General features: G+C 66.8%; 20 protein-coding genes and 1 tRNA gene. 7 read left to right on the forward strand and 14 right to left on the reverse strand.

Going from position 1 to position 17492, the window contains the following annotated elements:
- Position 1 precedes the first annotated feature (1 nt).
- From NVV90_RS15715 to NVV90_RS15725, 3 genes are read right to left on the reverse strand one after another with little or no spacing between them, the layout of a single operon-like run.
- On the reverse strand, positions 2-1168 hold the full coding sequence (locus NVV90_RS15715; protein ID WP_258438181.1) for a cystathionine gamma-synthase: 1167 nt from the start codon (positions 1166-1168) through the stop codon (positions 2-4).
- A gap of 13 nt (positions 1169-1181) precedes the next feature.
- Positions 1182-2567 (reverse strand): cystathionine beta-synthase, encoded by a 1386-nt coding sequence (locus NVV90_RS15720; RefSeq protein ID WP_258438182.1) that lies wholly within the window; start codon positions 2565-2567, stop codon positions 1182-1184.
- Between the two features lie 48 nt (positions 2568-2615).
- Positions 2616-3026 carry a VOC family protein gene (locus NVV90_RS15725; RefSeq protein WP_258438183.1) on the reverse strand — a complete coding sequence of 137 codons (411 nt, stop codon included), beginning with the start codon at positions 3024-3026 and terminating at the stop codon, positions 2616-2618.
- 132 nt (positions 3027-3158) lie between these two features.
- On the opposite strand from NVV90_RS15725, the gene NVV90_RS15730 reads away from it, so the two are divergent.
- A complete protein-coding gene (locus NVV90_RS15730; protein ID WP_258438184.1) occupies positions 3159-4133 on the forward strand; it encodes a DNA-3-methyladenine glycosylase in 975 nt (324 codons plus the stop codon).
- A gap of 75 nt (positions 4134-4208) precedes the next feature.
- Here NVV90_RS15730 and NVV90_RS15735 read toward each other — a convergent pair whose 3' ends face one another.
- The 3 genes from NVV90_RS15735 to NVV90_RS15745 form a co-directional block, all read right to left on the reverse strand.
- Positions 4209-4385, reverse strand: a complete 177-nt coding sequence (locus NVV90_RS15735) for a hypothetical protein (RefSeq protein WP_258438185.1) — start codon at positions 4383-4385, stop codon at positions 4209-4211.
- The gene (locus NVV90_RS15740) at positions 4375-4803 is read right to left on the reverse strand and encodes a hypothetical protein (RefSeq protein WP_258438186.1); all 429 of its coding nucleotides are present in this window, start codon (positions 4801-4803) and stop codon (positions 4375-4377) included. Before NVV90_RS15740 ends, NVV90_RS15735 begins: the two co-directional genes overlap by 11 nt.
- A gap of 153 nt (positions 4804-4956) precedes the next feature.
- The gene (locus NVV90_RS15745; protein WP_258438187.1) at positions 4957-6633 is read right to left on the reverse strand and encodes an AMP-binding protein; all 1677 of its coding nucleotides are present in this window, start codon (positions 6631-6633) and stop codon (positions 4957-4959) included.
- 102 nt (positions 6634-6735) lie between these two features.
- On the opposite strand from NVV90_RS15745, the gene NVV90_RS15750 reads away from it, so the two are divergent.
- Positions 6736-7014, forward strand: a complete 279-nt coding sequence (locus tag NVV90_RS15750) for a putative quinol monooxygenase (RefSeq protein WP_258438188.1) — start codon at positions 6736-6738, stop codon at positions 7012-7014.
- Here NVV90_RS15750 and NVV90_RS15755 read toward each other — a convergent pair.
- The 3 genes from NVV90_RS15755 to NVV90_RS15765 form a co-directional block, all read right to left on the reverse strand.
- Entirely contained in the window at positions 7011-7388 is a 378-nt protein-coding gene (locus NVV90_RS15755) for a co-chaperone YbbN (RefSeq protein ID WP_258438189.1), read from the reverse strand. The two genes, NVV90_RS15750 and NVV90_RS15755, sit on opposite strands and share 4 nt — an antisense overlap.
- Positions 7389-7536: 148 nt before the next feature.
- Positions 7537-8514 (reverse strand): NEW3 domain-containing protein, encoded by a 978-nt coding sequence (locus NVV90_RS15760; protein ID WP_258438190.1) that lies wholly within the window; start codon positions 8512-8514, stop codon positions 7537-7539.
- 13 nt (positions 8515-8527) lie between these two features.
- Entirely contained in the window at positions 8528-9937 is a 1410-nt protein-coding gene (locus NVV90_RS15765; protein WP_258438191.1) for a Gfo/Idh/MocA family protein, read from the reverse strand.
- 234 nt (positions 9938-10171) lie between these two features.
- On the opposite strand from NVV90_RS15765, the gene NVV90_RS15770 reads away from it, so the two are divergent.
- Together NVV90_RS15770 and NVV90_RS15775 are read left to right on the forward strand one after the other, a co-directional pair.
- Positions 10172-11206, forward strand: coding sequence for an ABC transporter ATP-binding protein (locus tag NVV90_RS15770; protein WP_258438192.1), 1035 nt, complete (start codon positions 10172-10174; stop codon positions 11204-11206).
- A complete protein-coding gene (locus tag NVV90_RS15775) occupies positions 11199-11999 on the forward strand; it encodes an ABC transporter permease (protein WP_258438193.1) in 801 nt (266 codons plus the stop codon). The genes NVV90_RS15770 and NVV90_RS15775 overlap by 8 nt, the downstream gene beginning before the upstream one ends.
- A gap of 10 nt (positions 12000-12009) precedes the next feature.
- Here the strand turns inward: NVV90_RS15775 and NVV90_RS15780 are convergent, their stop codons facing one another.
- On the reverse strand, positions 12010-12555 hold the full coding sequence (locus tag NVV90_RS15780; protein WP_258438194.1) for an acyl-CoA thioesterase: 546 nt from the start codon (positions 12553-12555) through the stop codon (positions 12010-12012).
- 139 nt (positions 12556-12694) lie between these two features.
- Between NVV90_RS15780 and NVV90_RS15785 the strand changes: the two genes are divergently transcribed.
- A complete protein-coding gene (locus tag NVV90_RS15785; protein WP_258438195.1) occupies positions 12695-12916 on the forward strand; it encodes a hypothetical protein in 222 nt (73 codons plus the stop codon).
- Between the two features lie 69 nt (positions 12917-12985).
- Here NVV90_RS15785 and NVV90_RS15790 read toward each other — a convergent pair whose 3' ends face one another.
- The gene (locus NVV90_RS15790) at positions 12986-14431 is read right to left on the reverse strand and encodes a GH1 family beta-glucosidase (protein WP_258441210.1); all 1446 of its coding nucleotides are present in this window, start codon (positions 14429-14431) and stop codon (positions 12986-12988) included.
- A gap of 142 nt (positions 14432-14573) precedes the next feature.
- Between NVV90_RS15790 and NVV90_RS15795 the strand changes: the two genes are divergently transcribed.
- Positions 14574-15326 carry a potassium channel family protein gene (locus NVV90_RS15795; protein WP_258438196.1) on the forward strand — a complete coding sequence of 251 codons (753 nt, stop codon included), beginning with the start codon at positions 14574-14576 and terminating at the stop codon, positions 15324-15326.
- A gap of 49 nt (positions 15327-15375) precedes the next feature.
- Here the strand turns inward: NVV90_RS15795 and NVV90_RS15800 are convergent.
- Together NVV90_RS15800 and NVV90_RS15805 are read right to left on the reverse strand one after the other, a co-directional pair.
- Positions 15376-15457: transfer RNA gene (locus NVV90_RS15800), tRNA-Tyr, on the reverse strand.
- A gap of 129 nt (positions 15458-15586) precedes the next feature.
- Positions 15587-15853 (reverse strand): hypothetical protein, encoded by a 267-nt coding sequence (locus NVV90_RS15805; protein WP_258438197.1) that lies wholly within the window; start codon positions 15851-15853, stop codon positions 15587-15589.
- Between the two features lie 182 nt (positions 15854-16035).
- Between NVV90_RS15805 and NVV90_RS15810 the strand changes: the two genes are divergently transcribed.
- Complete coding sequence (locus NVV90_RS15810) at positions 16036-16527, forward strand: YajQ family cyclic di-GMP-binding protein (RefSeq protein ID WP_258438198.1); 492 nt, start codon at positions 16036-16038, stop codon at positions 16525-16527.
- 89 nt (positions 16528-16616) lie between these two features.
- Here the strand turns inward: NVV90_RS15810 and htpX are convergent, their stop codons facing one another.
- Positions 16617-17480, reverse strand: coding sequence for a zinc metalloprotease HtpX (htpX, locus tag NVV90_RS15815; protein ID WP_258438199.1), 864 nt, complete (start codon positions 17478-17480; stop codon positions 16617-16619).
- Positions 17481-17492: the final 12 nt, after the last annotated feature.

Raw genomic sequence — 17492 nt, forward strand, 5'->3', positions numbered from 1 at the left:
CCTAGCTGTTGATCTTGGCGAAGGCCTGCTCGAGGTCCGCGATCAGGTCCTCGGCTTCCTCGATGCCGCAGGAGAGACGGATGAGGTTGACCGGGACGGCCAGCTCGGTGCCTTTGACGGAGGCGTGCGTCATTTCGGAGGGATAGTTCATGAGGGACTCGATGCCGCCCAGGGACTCCGCCAGCGTGAACACCGAGGTGTTTTCCGCGACGGTGCGGGCTGCCGCCTCGCCGCCCTTGAACTGCACGGAGACCATGCCGCCGAACTTCTTCATCTGCTTCTTGGCGAGCTCGTGGCCGGGGTGGCTGGGCAGGCCCGGGTACAGCACGGCCTCCACCTCGGGGCGCTGCAGCAGCCATTCGGCCACGGCCTGGCCGTTGTCGCTGTGCCGGTCCATGCGCACGCCGAGGGTCTTGAGGCCGCGCGTGGTCAGGAACGCGTCCATCGGGCCGGAAACGGCGCCGACGGCGAACTGGATGAAGCCGATCTTTTCGGCGAGTTCCACGTCCTTGACCACAATGGCGCCGCCTACCACGTCGGAGTGGCCTCCGATGTACTTGGTGGTGGAGTGGACCACCACGTCGGCACCCAGGGCGAGCGGGGTCTGCAGGTAGGGGGACGCGAAGGTGTTGTCGACCACCAGGAGGGCCCCGGCGTCGTGCGCCACGGCGGCGAGGGCCGCGATGTCGGTGATCTTCATCATCGGGTTGGAGGGGGTCTCCACCCACACGATGCGGGTGTTGTTCGCCGCGACCGCCGCGGCGACGGCGTCGAGGTCGGACATGTCCACGGGCGTGTTGCCGATGCCCCAGCCGCCCAGGACGCGGTTGATCAGCCGGTACGTGCCGCCGTAGGCATCGTTGCCGAGGACGATGTGGTCCCCCGGGCGGGCGATGGCCCGGATCAGGGAGTCTTCCGCGGCCAGGCCGGAGCTGAAGCTATAGGCGTGCGTGCCGCCTTCGAGGGCCGCCAGCTGTTCCTGCAGCGCATCGCGGGTAGGGTTGCCGCCGCGGCCGTACTCGTAGCCGTCGCGCAGATTGCCGATGCCGTCCTGGGCATAGGTGGAGCTGAAGTGCAGCGGCGGGACCACCGCGCCGGTGCGGGGTTCAAAGGCCTGTCCGGCGTGGACGGCGCGCGTGTTGAAGCCGGCGTTGTTGTTGGCAGACATGGGGGCTCCTATTTCAGTGGCTCAAGTAGGCGAGAAGGTCGTGGCGGGTCAGGATGCCCACGGGGGCGCCCACGAATGTCACCATCACGGTGTCGACGTCGGAGAGCAGCTCACGCGCGGCGGAGATGGTCTCGAGGGAGCCGATCACCGGCAGCCGTTCGCCCATGTGCTGGGAAATCTTGTCCGTGAGCTTGGCTTCGCCGCGGAAGAGGCGGGTGGTGAGGGTGCGCTCGTCCACGGCACCCAGGACCTCGCCCATCACCACGGGCGGTTCCTGCGAAAGCACGGGGATGTGGCTGACGCCGAATTCGTTCATGATGTTGATGACGTCGCGGACGGTCTCGTTGGGGTGGATGTGCACCAGGGCGGGCATTTCGCCGGTCTTGGACTTGAGCACCTCGCCCACGGACTGCTCCTCGCCGCCGGAGAGGAAACCGTAGGAGCGCATCCACTGGTCGTTGAAGATCTTGGCCAGGTAGCCGCGGCCCGAGTCCGGGAGGATGACCACCACGACGGCGCTCTCCGGCAGATCGCGGGCGGTCTGCAGTGCGGCCACCACGGCCATGCCGGAGGAGCCGCCCACCAGGAGGCCTTCCTCGCGGGCCAGGCGCCGGGTCATGGAGAAGGAATCGGCGTCGCTCACGGCGATGACGTCATCCGGCACGGACTTGTCGTAGTTCGCCGGCCACATGTCCTCGCCGACGCCCTCCACGAAGTACGGCCGGCCGGTGCCGCCCGAGTAGACAGAGCCCTCCGGGTCGGCGCCGATCACCTTGACGCGGCCGCCGTCGGACTCGGGACGGCCGGCGGAGATGTCCTTGAGGTAGCGGCCGGTGCCGGTGATGGTGCCGCCCGTGCCGGCACCGATCACCACATGGGTGACCGTGCCGTCCGTGTCGCGCCAGATTTCGGGGCCGGTGGACTCGTAGTGGCTGCCCGGGGCCGCCGGATTGGAGAACTGGTCCGGCTTGTAAGCGCCGGGAATCTCGGCGACGAGCCGGTCCGAGACGCTGTAGTAGCTTTGCGGGCTGTCCGGGGCGACGGCGGTGGGGGTCACCACCACCTCGGCGCCGTAGGCCTGGAGGACCGCACGCTTGTCCTCGCCCACCTTGTCCGGCACCACGAAGATGCACTTGTAGCCCTTTTGCTGGGCCACAAGCGCCAGGCCCACCCCGGTGTTGCCCGAGGTCGGCTCCACAATGGTGCCGCCCGGCAGGAGCTTGCCCTCCCGTTCGGCCTCTTCGATCATCTTCACCGCGATGCGGTCCTTGATGGATCCGCCGGGATTGACGTACTCCAGCTTGACCAGGACGGTGGCTTTGATGCCTTCCGTGACGTGGTTGAGCTTGATGAGCGGCGTGTTGCCGATGAGGTCCAATACGGACTGGGCGTACTTCATAGGTACAAAGCTACCGCGAAGCGGCACCGTGTCCGTGGCGCCGGTCTCCTATGCAGTGCCGGTGTCCCCGGCATCTCCGGCCGGAAGGTTCTCCCACAGCCCCAGGATGTTGCCCTCGGTGTCCTTGAAGTAGGCGTAGAAGCCCATTCCCGGGACCGAATCCTTGGGCTTGACCACGGTGCCGCCCAGCGATTCGATCTGTGCCAGGGACGCGTCAATGTCCTCCACGTCCACGGTGATGATGGGGGTCTTCAGATCGCCCTCGCGCGGAAACAGGGCACCGTTGATGGCTCCGGGGGCGCTTGGCATGCCCGTGGTCTCATCCGACGGTGTGGTGATGGCGATCGTGTAGTCCATTTCCGGCATGGCGTTCAGCGTCCAGCCAAAGGCGCCTTCGTAGAAACTGTTGGCCCGGCCCTGGTCGTCCGCCGGGATTTCGAAATGCACCACTCCAGCCACTGCGTTCTCCTTGGATTGCGGTAGGGAAGGCACGGACGCCCCGCGCCACACGATGGAGTCTAACCCGGGTGCCTGCGGACCGTAAGGGGCACCGGACGCCGCGCTGTCGCACGCTCATGGGACCATGAATAGATGACCATCGCCGACGCCCCGCCGGCTGCAGCGGCCGCGGCCGACGCAGCCGTCCGCTGGCATGCCGGCGCTCCGTTCGACCTCCTGCAGAGCCTCGGCACACTGATGCGCGGCAACGGCGATCCCTCCTTTGCTGCCCGCCCGGACGGGCTGTGGATGGCGTTCACGACGCCGGAAGGCCCGGCCACGCTGCGGCTCACCGCGGCCGGAACGGGCACGGACACGCACGTCGATGCCCAGGCGTGGGGTCCCGGCGCCGGCCCGGCCGTGGCCGGCGTACCGCGCCTGCTGGGCGCCGACGACGATTGGTCGGCCTTCGACGAGCCGGCGTTCCACGGCACGCTCCCCCGCCTGGTCACCGAGGCCCGACGCCGGAACCCGGCCGTGCGGCTGCCCTCCACAGGCCGGGTGGTCGACTCCCTCGTGCCCACCATCCTGGAGCAGAAGGTCACCACCATCGAGGCCCGCCGCGGCTACCGCTACCTCATGTACGGCTACGGCACCCCGGCCCCCGGGCCGCTCACCCCGCCCGGGCTCCTCGTCGCGCCCACCCCGGCGCAGTGGCTGGCCATCCCGTCCTGGGCGTGGCACAAGGCCGGCGTCGGGCCCCAGCGTTCCGCGACCGTCATGCGGGCGCTGCGCTCCGCCGTCGCGCTTGAACGCCTGGCCGCGCTGGACGCTGGGCAAGCGGGCGCCAAGCTGCAGACGATCCCCGGGATCGGGATCTGGACCGCCGCCGAGGTGGTGCAGCGGACCCATGGCTGCCCTGATTCGGTATCGGTGGGCGACTACCACCTCGCCTCGTACGTGGGCTACGCCCTGACCGGGCGCAAGACCGACGACGCCGGCATGCTTGCCCTGCTGGAACCGTGGCGGGGGCACCGGCAACGCGTGGTGCGCATGCTCGGCCTCAGCGGCTTCCGCAAGCCCGCCTTCGGCCCGCGCATGACCATCCAGGACCACCGCCGCCACTGAGCCAAAGCAACGCGGGGTCACTTACGGCCCATCCGAGCCTAGCAACATGGGCCGTAAGTGACCCCGCGTTGTCCTTCAGAGGGCACGGAGCTTCGCCTTCTTGATCTTGGCGATGAGGCCGGTGAATCCTTCAGCGAGATCGTCTGCGTTGGCCTTGAAGTAGGACCAGCCAGCGCTGGTGAAGGCTTCGTCCCGGCGGATATCCCGCGTCTGACGATCCCGTGTCAGGTGAGGGGCGCCGTCATACTGCACGGCGATCCTGAAGCCAGGTCCGGGATGGGACCGATACTGGGATGCCGTCGATTTCCACGACCTCGCCCGGGATCACCCGCACACGATGGCCTGTCACCCCGGCGCCCCTGACCCTGGGTAGTTCATGGGGCTTGCTGAGGTGGATCGTTTCCTCGTTTCCCTGCCACGGCGGCAGGCCAAGCCCCGTGAGCAGCGCGGCGCTCTCATGGGAAACCCAGGCTCCCGGCGTCGCCGCCGCCAGGACACGGGCGCGTTCGGCAAACGCAAACTCGCGGCCGGCAGGCAGGTGGATTAGCCGTCCGCCGTCGAACACGTCCTTGGCGCGAAGGCGCTTGGGCGCGATGCCCAGCATCCGGGACTCATGGACCGTGAACGGCCGGGTGGCGAGTGTCTCCGGAAGGGGCGTGATGCGGACCATGTGCACCATTGTGTCTATGCCACGCGGGGGATATTGAGTTATCCACAGGCCGACTTCCCTTCAAGCAACGCGGGGTCACTTACGGCCCATGTTGGTGGCCAGGATGGGCCGTAAGTGACCCCGCGTTGCAGTAGAAGGAGTCGGGAGCACGAACTAGAGCCCCAGGCGGGCCACCGCTTCCTGGCGCATGTCCACCTTGCGGACCTTGCCGGAGACTGTCATGGGGAAGGTCTCACGGATGTCCACGTAGCGCGGGATCTTGTAGTGGGCCAGCCGGCCGCGGCAGAACTCCTGCACGCCTTCCAGGTCCAGGGGTTCAGCCCCGGGCTTGAGGATGATGCAGGCCATGAGCTCTTCGCCGTACTTGGCGTCCGGGACGCCGATCACCTGCACGTCCTGGATGGCGGGGTGCTGGTACAGGAACTCCTCGATCTCGCGCGGGTAGATGTTCTCGCCGCCGCGGATCACCAGGTCCTTGATCCGGCCCTCGATCACCACGTAGCCGTCCTCGTCCATGCGGGCGAGATCGCCGGTATGCATCCAGCCCTCGGCGTCGATGGCCTCGGCCGTCTTGTCCGGCTGGCCCCAGTAGCCCTGCATCACCGCGTAGCCGCGCGTGCACAATTCGCCGATCCCGCCGCGTTGGAGCACTTCGTCCGTGCCGGGATCCACGATCTTCGATTCAAGCAGCGGCATGGTGCGCCCCACCGTGGTGGTCCGCTGTTCCAAGGTGTCGCCCGCCCGCGTCATGGTGGACACGGGCGAGGTCTCCGTCATGCCGTAGCAAATGGCCACATCCCGCATGTTCATCTCGTCGATGACGCGGCGCATGACCTCGATGGGACACAGCGATCCGGCCATCACGCCGGTACGCAGCGTGGAGAGGTCATAGGAGGCGAAGTCCGGCAGCGCCAGCTCGGCGATGAACATGGTGGGCACCCCGTACAGCGAGGTGCCGCCGAAGTCCTGCACCGCCTCCAGCGCGGCGGCGGGGCTGAAACCGCGGCCGGGAATGATGGTGGCGGCGCCGAAGCTGAGGGCATTCAGGTTCCCGATGACCATGCCGAAGCAGTGGTAGAACGGCACCGGCAGCACCACGCGGTCGTGCTCGGTGTAGCCGAGGAGCCGGCCGATCTGGTGGCCGTTGTTGAGGATGTTGTGGTGCGTCAGCGTGGCGCCCTTGGGGAAGCCCGTGGTGCCGGAGGTGTACTGCAGGTTGATGGGATCGTGCGGGTCGAGTTCCGCCATCCGGTCCCGGAGCGCGGAGGGCCCGACGCCGTCAGCGTGGGTCAGCAGCTCGCCGTACGTCAGTTCGGGGCTGCTTTCCGGGACGCCGGGGGTCAGTCCGATGGCCGGATCACCGGGCAGGAACACGATTTCACGCAGCTCCGGACAGTTGGCCAGGGCCTGCCGCGCCATGCCGACGTAGTCGCTGTTCTTGTCCGACGGCGCCACCACCAGGGTGCGCATGGCGTTCTGCTTGACCACGAATTCGAGTTCGTGGCTGCGGTACGCGGGGTTGACGTTCACCAGCACGGCGCCGGCCTTCGCCGTCGCGTACTGCAGGATGGTCCACTCGGCACAGTTGGGGCTCCAGATGCCGATCCGCTCGCCCTTCGCGACGCCCAGGGCGAGCAGGGCGCGGGCTAGGTGGTCGACGTCGTCGTTCAGTTTCTGGTAGCTCCAGCGGCGGGCATCCCCGCCCGGCACGCTGGCCGCCTCGATGAGCGCGTCCCGGAGGGGAAACTGCGCGGCGACGCGTTCAAAGTTGGCCCCGATGGTCTCGTCGAGCAGGGAGACGTCAGTGTCTCCGGCGGTGTAGGAAAGCATGAGGGCACGCTACCAATTGCACGGGCGCAAGAGAAGACTTTTGCTAGGAAGTCCTATTAACTATTTTCGGCCGACCGACGCTCCCCCGGTAAGGTGATTTCCATGAGTGCACCCATCGACCTGCAGGCCACGTTCATCCCCAACAACGGCGAGTTCTTCCGCGTGAAGCTGGCCCTGGAAATCGCCATCGAAGAGGTTGTGAACGAGCCCGGCTGCCTGCGCTATGAGCTCACGGAAGCCACCGAGGAGAAGCTGGTCTTGACCGAGCAGTGGGCCTCCCAGGAAGACCTGGAAAAGCACTCCAGGGGCATCGCCGTGCAGGACCTCGAAGAGTCCCTCAGCGCCCTGCTCGCCGAGCCCGTCCAGCTCGTCCGCCTCTAGCTTTCCTGGGCCTCGGCGCGCTGCTTGGCCACGTGGGCGTGGACTTCTTCCATGTCCAAGCCCTTCACGGCTTCAATGACCTGCTCCAGCTGCGGGCCGTTGAGCGCGCCGGGCTGCGAGAAGACGAGGACCTTTTCGCGGAAGGCCATGAGCGTGGGGATCGAGGAGATGCCGGCCTCGGCGGCCAACTGCTGCTCGGCCTCAGTGTCCACCTTGGCGAAGAAGACGTCGCCGTGCTTCTCGGAGGAAGCTTCGTATGTGGGCGCGAACTGGCGGCACGGGCCGCACCATGCAGCCCAGAAATCCACCAGGACAATGTCATTGCCCTCGATGGTCGATGCGAACTGTTCGCCGGTGATGTCAACTGTAGCCATGCTTCCACGGTACGCGACCCGCCGCAGGAAGTCCCTTCGATGAAGGCGATGTTCGCTCCCCGGTAAACCGGGAATAAAGCGCGCGACGGCGGCCTCCCCCTCGTGAGGGACGGCCGCCGTCGGCGTTTCATCGCTTGCCCGGCGCCGCCTACTTCACGAAGGCGACGTCGAAGAGGTGAACACCGCCGTTGGACGGCAGGGTCACCATCTCCACCGTCTTGGCGGGGTCGATGGCGATGGAGTTGGCGAAGACGCGGTACTGGTAGTTCGCATTGGCGTAGCCGGCGGGCGTGTTGCGTCCGTCGGTGGCGATCACCAGGGTGGCGTTGTGGTTGGTGGCATTTTCAACTGACCAGTTGGGGAAGCCGAAGTTCCCGGTGCTGCTGGAGCCGTCGGAGTACCAGACCGTGACGGTTCCTACCGCGGAACCGATTCCGGAACCGAGGAATGCCAGCTTGCTGCCCTGCCCCGGCAGCCTGATGGTCTTGCCGCCGCCGGCGGCGTTGTCCGCCGCCCCGGGCTGGACCGCAGGCCAGGTGAACTTTGCCCCGAGCGCCTCAACCGTGCTGCCCGGGGTCACGCCCTTGAGGGCCAGCTGTTCCGCCGAGAAGCTGTTCCGTTCGCCGTCGAAGTTTCCGGCCGGGATGCTGGCCAGGCTGGTGACCCCCACGTTGTTGTACGCCGCCGCGAGGTTGGGCAGGGCGTCCCCGGAGAACTGGTTGCGGACGCCGCTTGCGGTTCCGGCACCGTCACCGCCCTTGTAGCTGGCGGTTGCCGTGAACTGGCGCAGGGTGAATCCTGCCGGCTGCGAGGGCACGTGGATCTGGTAGTCCAGCACCACCGAGTCTCCGGCGCCCAGGTCCTTCTTCACGTCCTGGCTTGCGGGGTAGAGCGTCCAGCCGACGGGCCCCGCCAGCCGCACGGAAAGTCTGCTGAGCTTTGCAGGGCTGTTGTTCTGCACGGTGACTTTGACGGGCACGACGGCGGGCCCGGCCAGGCTGACTTCGGCGATGGAGACGTCCACCGCCTGACCGGCTGCCATGGCAGGTCCGGCGGTGGCGGCGGTGCCGCCCGCAAGCAGCAGGGCGGTGGCGAGCGTTCCGAGGATTCGGGTGATGTTGCGCATGGTCGGTCCTTTCCTAGGCCACGGGAGGCATGTCGGATTCCACGGAGTCGAGGCCGATGCGCGGCCTCGTCCAATCGCCCCGGGTGAAGTCCGGGACGGCAACGGGCTTGCCGCCGTCGGCCAGGGAGGTGACGCTCAGCGGGACCGGCGCGCACCAGGTCGCCGAATCATAGACGTCGATGTCCGGGACCTGGCCGGTGCGCATCTGCTGGACGATGCGCCACTGCAGCACGTAGTCCATGCCGCCGTGGCCGCCGTTGTTGGCGGCGTCATCGCCGATCTTCTTCCACAGCCAGTGGTCGAAGTCGCCACGCATCTGCGAGAAGCCGCGCCAGCTGTGGCCGCCATGGAAGGGCTCGGCGTACACGCGGGCACCGGTGGAATCGCCGCCGGCGTAGTCCTCGAAGATGCCGCGGCTTCCGGCAAGGCTGTTGATGCGGCTGTAGGGCCGCGGCGAGCTGACATCGTGTTCGGCCCGGATGATCCTGCCCTGCTCCGTGGAGATCAGGCACGTCACCAGATCTCCGTTGACGTAGTTTTCCTGCCAGGACGGGTGGCCCTTGGGCATGAAGCGTGCCCTGTAGTCGGCCAGCCCCTTGGGCTCGGTGGCCGTGGCCTGCAGGGTGGCCATGCGGTCGCCGCGGTTGATGTCCATGGCCGCGGCGATGGGGGCGAGCCCGTGCATGGCGTAGAAGCTGGCCGTGCTGCGCGTATGCCACTGCCGGCGCCAGCTGTCCGTGTAGTAGCCGTCGGCGAACAGGAGCTCGCGCAGGTCATGGAGGTAGCCGCCGTGGCCGTTGGTGATATCGCCGAAGACGCCCTCGTGGGCCATCTTCAGCATGGCCAGTTCGTTGCGGCCGTAGCTGCAGTTCTCCATCAGGAACAGGTGCTTGCGGGTCTTTTCCGAGGTGTTGACGAGGTCCCAGAGCTCCGCCAGCTCGGTGGCGATGGGCAGTTCGACGCCCACGTGCCGTCCGGACAGCAGGGATGCCTTGCCCTGCTCGTAGTGGAACTCCCACGGCGTGGCGATGTACACAAAGTCGATGTCGTCGCGCTGCAGCATCTGCTTGTAGGAATCGGCCGCGCCGCCGAACTCCGCCGGACGAGGCTTGCCCTTGGCGGCGATCTGGTCGGCGGCCCTCTTGGCGCGGTCCGCACGGATGTCGCATACGGCCGTGACCCTGCACCCGGGAACTGAGGCCCATCCTCCCAGCATGCCCATGCCGCGGTTGCCCAGGCCGATGAGCCCCACCCTGACCTCGGCGTGGGCTTCGAAGGCCTGGCCGATCATGGTGGCCTGGCCTCTGTCCCGGTTTGGCTCGCGCGGAGCGGCGAACGCCCCGCCTGCCGTGGCGACGATGAGCCCGGAGGCAAGTGCTCCTCCGAGCACCATTCGTCGTGAAGTGACCCCAAATTCAACCATGCTGCAACTCCTCCTTGGCGTGCGCTTCAGGCCTGCTGGCGGCCGGGCGCAGGTATCGCCGACGTGTTTGCGAGTGATGCCGATCACCCTTTCAACGTTGACAAGAATTGTCAATAGATGATTGGTTTAACGTCAAATTAAGCAGAAAAATGCAGTCTGATGTGCCTCTGAACCGTACCGACCACCCTCCTCCGGATCATTTACAGCCTTTCCCCACAGGCCTAGGCTGGCCTCATGCATTCCCCGAACGGGAACCCGGAAGGCCAGCCGGAACGCGGCAACACCGCGGCAATCGCCGTCGCCGGTTTGCGCAAGAGATTCGGCCGCCGGGAGGTCCTCCACGGCATCGACTTCAGCGTGGCGCGGGGCAGCGTGTTCGGCGTCATCGGCCCCAACGGCGCCGGCAAGACCACCACCATGCGCTGCCTCCTGGACGTCATCCGGCCCACCGCCGGCTCGGTATCGGTCCTAGGGCAGGATCCGCGGACAGCTGGCCCGGCCCTGCGCCGCCGCATCGGCTACCTGCCCGGCGAGCTGTTCCTCGAAGGCCGCACCACCGGCCGGCGAATGCTGGAACACTTTGCGGCCATCAGCGGGCCGGTGAAACCCGGACGCGCGGAGGAACTCGCGGAACGGCTCGAGCTGGATCTTGACCGGCAAGCGCGCAGCCTGTCCAAGGGCAACAAACAAAAACTCGGCCTCCTCCAGGCGTTCATGCACGATCCCGAGCTGCTGGTCCTGGACGAACCCACCAGCGGCCTGGACCCCCTGGTCCAGCAGAAGTTCCACGCCATGGTGCGCGAGGCCGTCGGCGCCGGCGCCACCGTGTTCCTGAGTTCCCATGTCCTCAGCGAGGTCCAGCAGGCCGCCGACGCCGTGGCGATCCTGCGCGACGGCAGCATCGTCACCGTGTCCACGGTGGAGGCCTTGCGTGCCGCGGCCGTGCGGCGCGTCAACTTCACGGCGTCCGGGATCGCAGCGCCCGACGTCGGAGCGCTGCTGGCCTCGGTTCCAGGCGTCGCCAATGTGGGGCTGCGGGAACTGCCGGACGGCGCCGGCGCGCCGGGAACCGCCGTCGAGACCTCGGCAACGCTGGCCGGCGCCGTGCAACCACTGGTCCAGGCCCTGGCGCGCCTGCAGCTCAGGGACCTGGTGCTCGAGGAACCGGACCTGGAAGACGCGGTGCTGAAACTGTATTCAACGCAGGAGGCGGACGGGGCTGCACAGCAGGAGTCGCCCCTGCCCCGGGGGGCGGCCCGCCATGGCTAGGCCGCTGCCCCTGTTCACCAAGGCCCTGGCCGACTCCTGGCGGTCCACGCTGGCCTGGGCCCTGGGGCTCGCGGCGGCCATCATGCTGTACCTGCCCATCTACCCGTCCATCGGCGGCAGCGCCCAGATGCAGGATCTGATCAACGCGCTCCCGCCGGAAATGACCAAGGCCCTGAACTACGACCAGATCGCCACCGGCCCCGGCTACACACAGGCCACCCTGTTCGGACTGATCGGCTTCCTGCTGATGTCCCTGGCCTCGGTGGGCTGGGGCGCGGCGGCCGTAGCCGGCGACGAGGAGTCAGGGCTCCTGGAACTGACACTGGCGCACAGCGTGACGCGCATACAGGTGGTCCTGGAACGGGCGCTGGCCATGGCGGCGCGGACGGCGCTGCTCTCCATGCTCGTCCTGGTGCTGGTCCTGGCGCTTAACGGGCCCGCGCAGCTGGGCATCGAGGCCGGGCACCTGGCCGGCGCCGTCGTGCTTTTCGCGGGGCTCGCCCTGCTGAGTGGCACCGCCGCGCTCTTCGTCGGAGCACTGACAGGCCGGAAGGTGTACGCGGTTGCCGCCGGCGCGGCCGTCGCCGTGCTCGGCTATGTCTTCAACGCGCTGGGACGGCAAAGCCCCGACGTCGAATGGCTGCTGGGGCTTTCGCCGTACCACTGGGCGTACGGGAACTCCCCCGTCACCAACGGTGCGGATTGGGGAGCAGCGTGGGGGCTGCTGGGCATTTCGGCGGCCCTGGTGGCCCTGGCAGCGACAGCCCTGCATCGGAGGGATGTGGGGAGCTAGGCGCGGGGAGTCAGGCCCACACGTGCGGGGCCGGCCGGCGTGCGCCGGGCAGGGCGTTGTTTTCGCGCCATTCGTGGATCCACTCCGGGAGCTCAAGATCGGCTGGCGGTGCGCCGAATTCGGCGATGATCTCCTCCTGGCTGACAGGACCACCCTTGCCGAGCAGCCGCGTGGCGATGTGGGCGCGGGCATAGATTTCCCCGTCCGCCACCATGCGCTGCTCGAAGTAGATGGCCTTGGTGTCCAGCCCGATGACCCTGGTCTCAATGGTGTAGTGCTGCCAGAGCTGCAGGGATTTGCGGAAGGAAATGGTCTCCCCCGCCGCCACGGGAGTCCAGCCGCGCCGGCGCATCCTGCGCCAGATGCCGCTGCGGACCATGAGGTCGAAACGGCCCAGGTCCATGAGCGAGAAATACATGCCGTTGTTGACATGCATCGCGATGTCGATATCCGTCGGCAGCACGCGCAGGGGCAGGGAGGATGCCTCCCAGACACCGAGGGGTGAACGCCGGGACGAGGTGAACAGAAGCAGGAGCGTGCGCAGGAGCAGATGCATGGCAGCAATGTTACCCGCGAGTAACTTGATGCGGTAGCCGGAACTTTATGTCCAACGATTGCACAAACGTTTACCGCCGGTTCACAAATCCCGTGCAGAATGTCTGGAACAAATGACCACGGCGAACAAGGAGACCCCTGTGAGCACCATTCAGTCCCTCGAGCCGCACACCGAAGTATGGCCCGAACTTCAGCTGCACCAGCAGCTCGTCCTGCAGGACCTCCGCGGCAACAGGATCGTCGGAACCCTGGACGGCATGACCAACGACCGCAGCACGCTGTGGATCCAGCTCACGGGCGGCCTCGGCCGGCAGCTGGTGCACCACCAGGACGGCTACTGGCTGGAAAACGCCGCCAGCTAGTTCCCGCCGGTTCGGTCCCGCCGATTCGATCCTTGCCGGCCTTATGCCCGGCGGTACATGTGCGGCTCGCTATGCGCCCGTCAGTGCATTCCTTATGAGGGATGAATAGACAAGCCCGGAATCCTTGACGGTGCGGACGAGGGTTTCGTAATCCACGTGGACCATGCCGAAGCGCTTCCCGTAGCCCCAGGCCCATTCGTAGTTGTCCAGCAGGGACCAGAGGAAGTACCCGCGGACATCCGCGCCCTCGGCGATCGCGTCCGCAACGCTGCCCACGTGGTCCAGCACGAACTGTGTCCGTTCGACATCGTGGATGCGGCCCCCGGCGGTGATCTCGTCGTCGTAGGCTGCTCCGTTCTCCGTCACGTACAGTGGCGGGAGGTCCGGGTACTCCGCGCCGAGCCTCGTCAGCAGGTGCCGGAGTCCGTCCGGGTTGATCTCCCAGTCCATGCCGGTGCGCGGGAGCCCGCGCGTGGGAAACGTGATGTGTTCCGAGCCGACGAACGGTGACGCAACCTCCCGGTCTGTGGCCGCTGCGAACCCGGGGTCGCCCTCCGGAAGCGGGTGCCCGGACACGTTGTCGTCGTGATAGTAGTTCACGCCGAGGAAATCAAGGGGAGCGGAGATGGCCGCCAGATCGCCGTCGTGGACGAGTTGCTCGAAACCGAGCCCTGCGACGTCGTGCAGGAAGTCCTCCGGGTAGCGGCCCAGGAGGAGCGGCTCCAGGTAGATGCGGTTCTGCAGCGCGTCGAAGCGACGGGCGGCGTCGAGGTCCGCCTCGTCCGTGAGATCCGCGGGAATGGCGTTGGACAGGTTGAGGGTGATGCCGACGTTGCCGGCCCCCAGCTCGCGGAGTGCGCCGGCGGCGAGCCCGTGGCCGAGGTGCTGGTGGTGCACGGCGGCCAGGGCATCCTCGCGGGAAATCCGGCCGGGAGCGTGGATGCCGGCGGCGTAGGACAGCAGCGAGGAGCAGAAGGGTTCGTTGAACGTGGTCCAGTGCTGCACACGGTCGCCGAGCGCCCCGTACACCGTGTCCGCGTAGTCCCGGAAGCGGTGTGCAGTGTCGCGGCTGGCCCAGCCGCCCTGCTCTTCGACGGCCTGGGGCAGGTCCCAGTGGTAGAGCGTCAGCCAGGGAAGGATGCCCGCGCCGAGGAGTTCATCGACCAGGCGCGAGTAGAAGTCCAGCCCGGCCTGGTTGACCGTGCGGTCCCCGGGTTTGATCCGCGCCCAGCTCGTGGAGAAACGGTAGGAACCGAGCCCCAGGCTCTTCATGAGCGCCACGTCCTCCGGCATACGGTGGTAATGGTCCACGGCAACCTCCGGAGTGTCCCCGTTGACCACTGCTCCCGGGACCCGCGCGAAGGCGTCCCAGATGCTGTCCTCCTTGCCGTCCTCGTGGCCTGCGCCCTCGATCTGCGCGGCCGCCGTCGCCGATCCCCAAAGGAATCCGGCAGGCCACGGGCGGCTCCGAAGGGCTGCGGCCTGTTCCAACTGCTTGGCGGGGAGTGAGGTGATCGACACGAGGGATGCTCCTTGGATGCGCTCTTGGATTCACAGCCCGCGATTCGCGGATACGAACAGCATGACGCCGTCCCGGAGGTTTGGGTACCCGCCTGAGGTAGGGACGGGTTCGTCACCTGCGGCCTAGTATTCGGTTATGACGCAAGAACGCTACCGGGATCTCGCCGAATGGCCGCTCATGGCCACAGCCCTCGTCTTCCTGACTGCCTACGCCTGGCAGGTGGTCGGCCATCTGGAGGGCCCCGAAGCCGAGCCTTTCGAGATTGCCATGTGGGCAACCTGGGGGATCTTCGTCCTGGACTACGTCGCGAATCTTTGGCTCGCAAAGAACCGCGGCCGCTGGTTCCTGTGGAACCTCCACGAGCTCCTGATCGTGGCGCTCCCGTTCTTCCGGCCGCTGCGCCTCCTGCGCCTGGTCACCCTTCTGTCCGTGCTGCAGCGCACGGTGGGGGAAACGCTCCGTGGACGCGTGGCCACCTACGTTGCGGGGTCCGCCGCCATGCTGGTCCTGGTTGGGGCGCTGGCCGTTCTGGATGTGGAGCAGCACTCCCCCGACGCCAAGATCCTGAACTTCGGCGATGCCGCCTGGTGGGCCATCACCACCATCACCACGGTGGGCTACGGCGACCTCTACCCAGTGACATCCCTGGGGCGGATCGTGGCGTCTGCGCTGATGATGAGCGGCATCGCAGTCCTTGGTGTGGTCACGGCTTCCATTGCCTCCTGGCTGGTCCAGCGCATCGAGGAAAACAACGAAGACGTGGTGGCCGCCGCTGAGGAACCCGTCCGCGTCGAGCTAGCCGAGCTGTTGGCCGAGGTTGCCGCACTCCGGCGCGAAATCGCTGAGCTCCGCCGGGGGCAGGAGGGGCCGGAACCGGAGCATGCGTAGAAACGAGAACATCCCCGGAACCATATGGTTCCGGGGATGTTCCCTTGGGTGGCAGATGAGGGATTCGAACCCCCGTAGGCGTTGCCAGCTGATTTACAGTCAGCCCCCTTTGGCCGCTCGGGTAATCTGCCGAACTTCAAAAGAAGATCACTCACAGCCACCGATTCGAATTCGTTCCGGTAACCGCGAGCAAGACAACCTTACAGAACTTCTCGCCAAGAATCGAATCGAGCCCCGGAAGGGTCCAAAATCCCCGGATTTCAGGCCTCGCCGAGGATCCTGCCGGCCAGTTTAGCCTCGAAACGGGCTGCCTGCTCGGAGGTGATCTGGTTCAGTTCCACTGCGCGCTGGAGGTCCAGGTGCACGCCCTCCATCCGCGCCGAGGCGTTGGGCACGGGGCTGAGGACGATTGACGCTGCGACGGCTGCGGCCGCGACGGCGCCGGCTGCTGCCACGGCGGCAGTACCGATCGAACCGGCGGCGGCGCTGGCGGACTTGGTGACGTAGTGGACGGCCTTGTTGCTCACATTTACCTCCGAAGATGGGCTGCTCCAACAGGTACAACTCTCCCGGCACCGGCTAGGTTCCGGCCGGGCGTGTGCTGTGAGCGAACTGTGAAGACCGGGGGCGGCCCCAATCCCCGGCTTCCGTACTAGGCTGGATGGCAGACAAACCCGCCCTTCACAGGGCCCCCAATCTAAGGAGAGTCATGGCAGGCGAATCCACATTCGACGTCGTCAGCAAGGTAGACAAGCAGGAAGTCGCCAACGCGCTCAACCAGTCCCAGAAGGAAATCGCGCAGCGCTACGACTTCAAGGGCGTAGGCGCCGAGATCGACTTCAGCGGCGAAAAGATCCTGATGAAGGCCAACTCGGAGGACCGCGTCCTGGCCGTCCTGGATGTCTTCCAGTCCAAGCTCATCAAGCGCGGCATCTCCCTGAAGTCGCTGGACCAGGGCGAGCCGTTCCCTTCCGGCAAGGAGTACCGCCTGGAATGCTCCATCAAGGAAGGCATCGCGCAGGACCTCGCCAAGAAGATCAACAAGATTATCCGCGACGAAGCACCGAAGTCCGTCAAGTCCCAGATCCAGGGCGACGAACTCCGCGTCACCTCCAAGTCCCGCGATGACCTGCAGGAGACCATGAACATCCTCAAGAAGTTCGAAGAGGCCGACCTGCAGTTCGTGAACTTCCGCAGCTAAGCATTTTCGACGCGCAAAATCCCTGAGGACGCCCGTATTCGGGAGTCGTCAGGGATTTTGCGCGTCGAAGGGGATTCGGCGTCGTCAGCTCAGCGCCGGCCGGCCATCCGCTCCAGGCGAGCGATGCGCTCGCGCATCGGCGGGTGCGTGGCGAACAGCTTGGTCATGGCGCCGCCCCGGAACGGGTTGGCGATCATGAGGTGCGAGGTGTTGACGAGGCGCTGGTCCTGCGGGAGCGGCACCTGCCGGACGCCCGATTCGATCTTGCTCAGGGCTGAGGCGAGCGCCAGCGGATCGCCGGTCAGCTCCGCACCGTCCTCATCGGCGTCGTACTCCCGGGTCCGGGAAATGGCGAGCTGGATCAGCGAGGCCGCAAACGGCGCAAGGAGGGCCATGGCGATCATCGCGAGCGGGTTGGCGTTGCGCCGGTCCCCGCCGCCGAAGAACAGCAGCATCTGGCCCACCGAGGTGATGACCCCGGCGACGGCGGCCGCCACGGACGAGGTCAGGATGTCGCGGTTGTAGACATGCATGAGCTCGTGCCCCAGCACGCCGCGCAGTTCGCGGGCGTCCAGCAGGTGCAGGATGCCCTCGGTGCAGCAGACGGCGGCGTTCTTGGGGTTGCGGCCCGTGGCGAAGGCGTTGGGGGTCATGGTGGGCGAGACGTAGATCCGCGGCATCGGCTGGTTGGCCCGCACGGAGAGTTCGCGCACGATCTGGTAGAGCTGCGGCGCCTGCGCCTCGGTCACCGGATAGGCGGCCATGGAGCGGATGGCGATCTTGTCGCTGTTCCAGTAGCCGTAGGCCGTGGTGGCGACGCCGATCAGCGCAAAGATCCAGATGGGCGCGGAGCTGCGCATGCCGGCACCGATCACGGCGCCCAGGCCAAGCAGCACCGCCCACAGCACACCGAACAGGGCTGCGGTCTTGAGGCCGTTGTTGTGCTTGTGCACTGTGGTCCTTTC

Source organism: Arthrobacter sp. CJ23 (assembly GCF_024741795.1).
In the GTDB taxonomy this organism is placed as follows: domain Bacteria; phylum Actinomycetota; class Actinomycetes; order Actinomycetales; family Micrococcaceae; genus Arthrobacter.

Excerpts from the sequence above, each read along its gene's own strand:
- NVV90_RS15715 (WP_258438181.1), bottom strand. The coding sequence starts at position 1,168 with ATGTCTGCCAACAACAACGCCGGCTTCAACACGCGCGCCGTCCACGCC.
- NVV90_RS15720 (WP_258438182.1), bottom strand. The coding sequence starts at position 2,567 with ATGAAGTACGCCCAGTCCGTATTGGACCTCATCGGCAACACGCCGCTC.
- NVV90_RS15730 (WP_258438184.1), top strand. The coding sequence starts at position 3,159 with ATGACCATCGCCGACGCCCCGCCGGCTGCAGCGGCCGCGGCCGACGCA.
- NVV90_RS15740 (WP_258438186.1), bottom strand. The coding sequence starts at position 4,803 with ATGGTCCGCATCACGCCCCTTCCGGAGACACTCGCCACCCGGCCGTTC.
- NVV90_RS15745 (WP_258438187.1), bottom strand. The coding sequence starts at position 6,633 with ATGCTTTCCTACACCGCCGGAGACACTGACGTCTCCCTGCTCGACGAG.
- NVV90_RS15750 (WP_258438188.1), top strand. The coding sequence starts at position 6,736 with ATGAGTGCACCCATCGACCTGCAGGCCACGTTCATCCCCAACAACGGC.
- NVV90_RS15755 (WP_258438189.1), bottom strand. The coding sequence starts at position 7,388 with ATGGCTACAGTTGACATCACCGGCGAACAGTTCGCATCGACCATCGAG.
- NVV90_RS15760 (WP_258438190.1), bottom strand. The coding sequence starts at position 8,514 with ATGCGCAACATCACCCGAATCCTCGGAACGCTCGCCACCGCCCTGCTG.
- NVV90_RS15765 (WP_258438191.1), bottom strand. The coding sequence starts at position 9,937 with ATGGTTGAATTTGGGGTCACTTCACGACGAATGGTGCTCGGAGGAGCA.
- NVV90_RS15770 (WP_258438192.1), top strand. The coding sequence starts at position 10,172 with ATGCATTCCCCGAACGGGAACCCGGAAGGCCAGCCGGAACGCGGCAAC.
- NVV90_RS15775 (WP_258438193.1), top strand. The coding sequence starts at position 11,199 with ATGGCTAGGCCGCTGCCCCTGTTCACCAAGGCCCTGGCCGACTCCTGG.
- NVV90_RS15780 (WP_258438194.1), bottom strand. The coding sequence starts at position 12,555 with ATGCATCTGCTCCTGCGCACGCTCCTGCTTCTGTTCACCTCGTCCCGG.
- NVV90_RS15795 (WP_258438196.1), top strand. The coding sequence starts at position 14,574 with ATGACGCAAGAACGCTACCGGGATCTCGCCGAATGGCCGCTCATGGCC.
- NVV90_RS15810 (WP_258438198.1), top strand. The coding sequence starts at position 16,036 with ATGGCAGGCGAATCCACATTCGACGTCGTCAGCAAGGTAGACAAGCAG.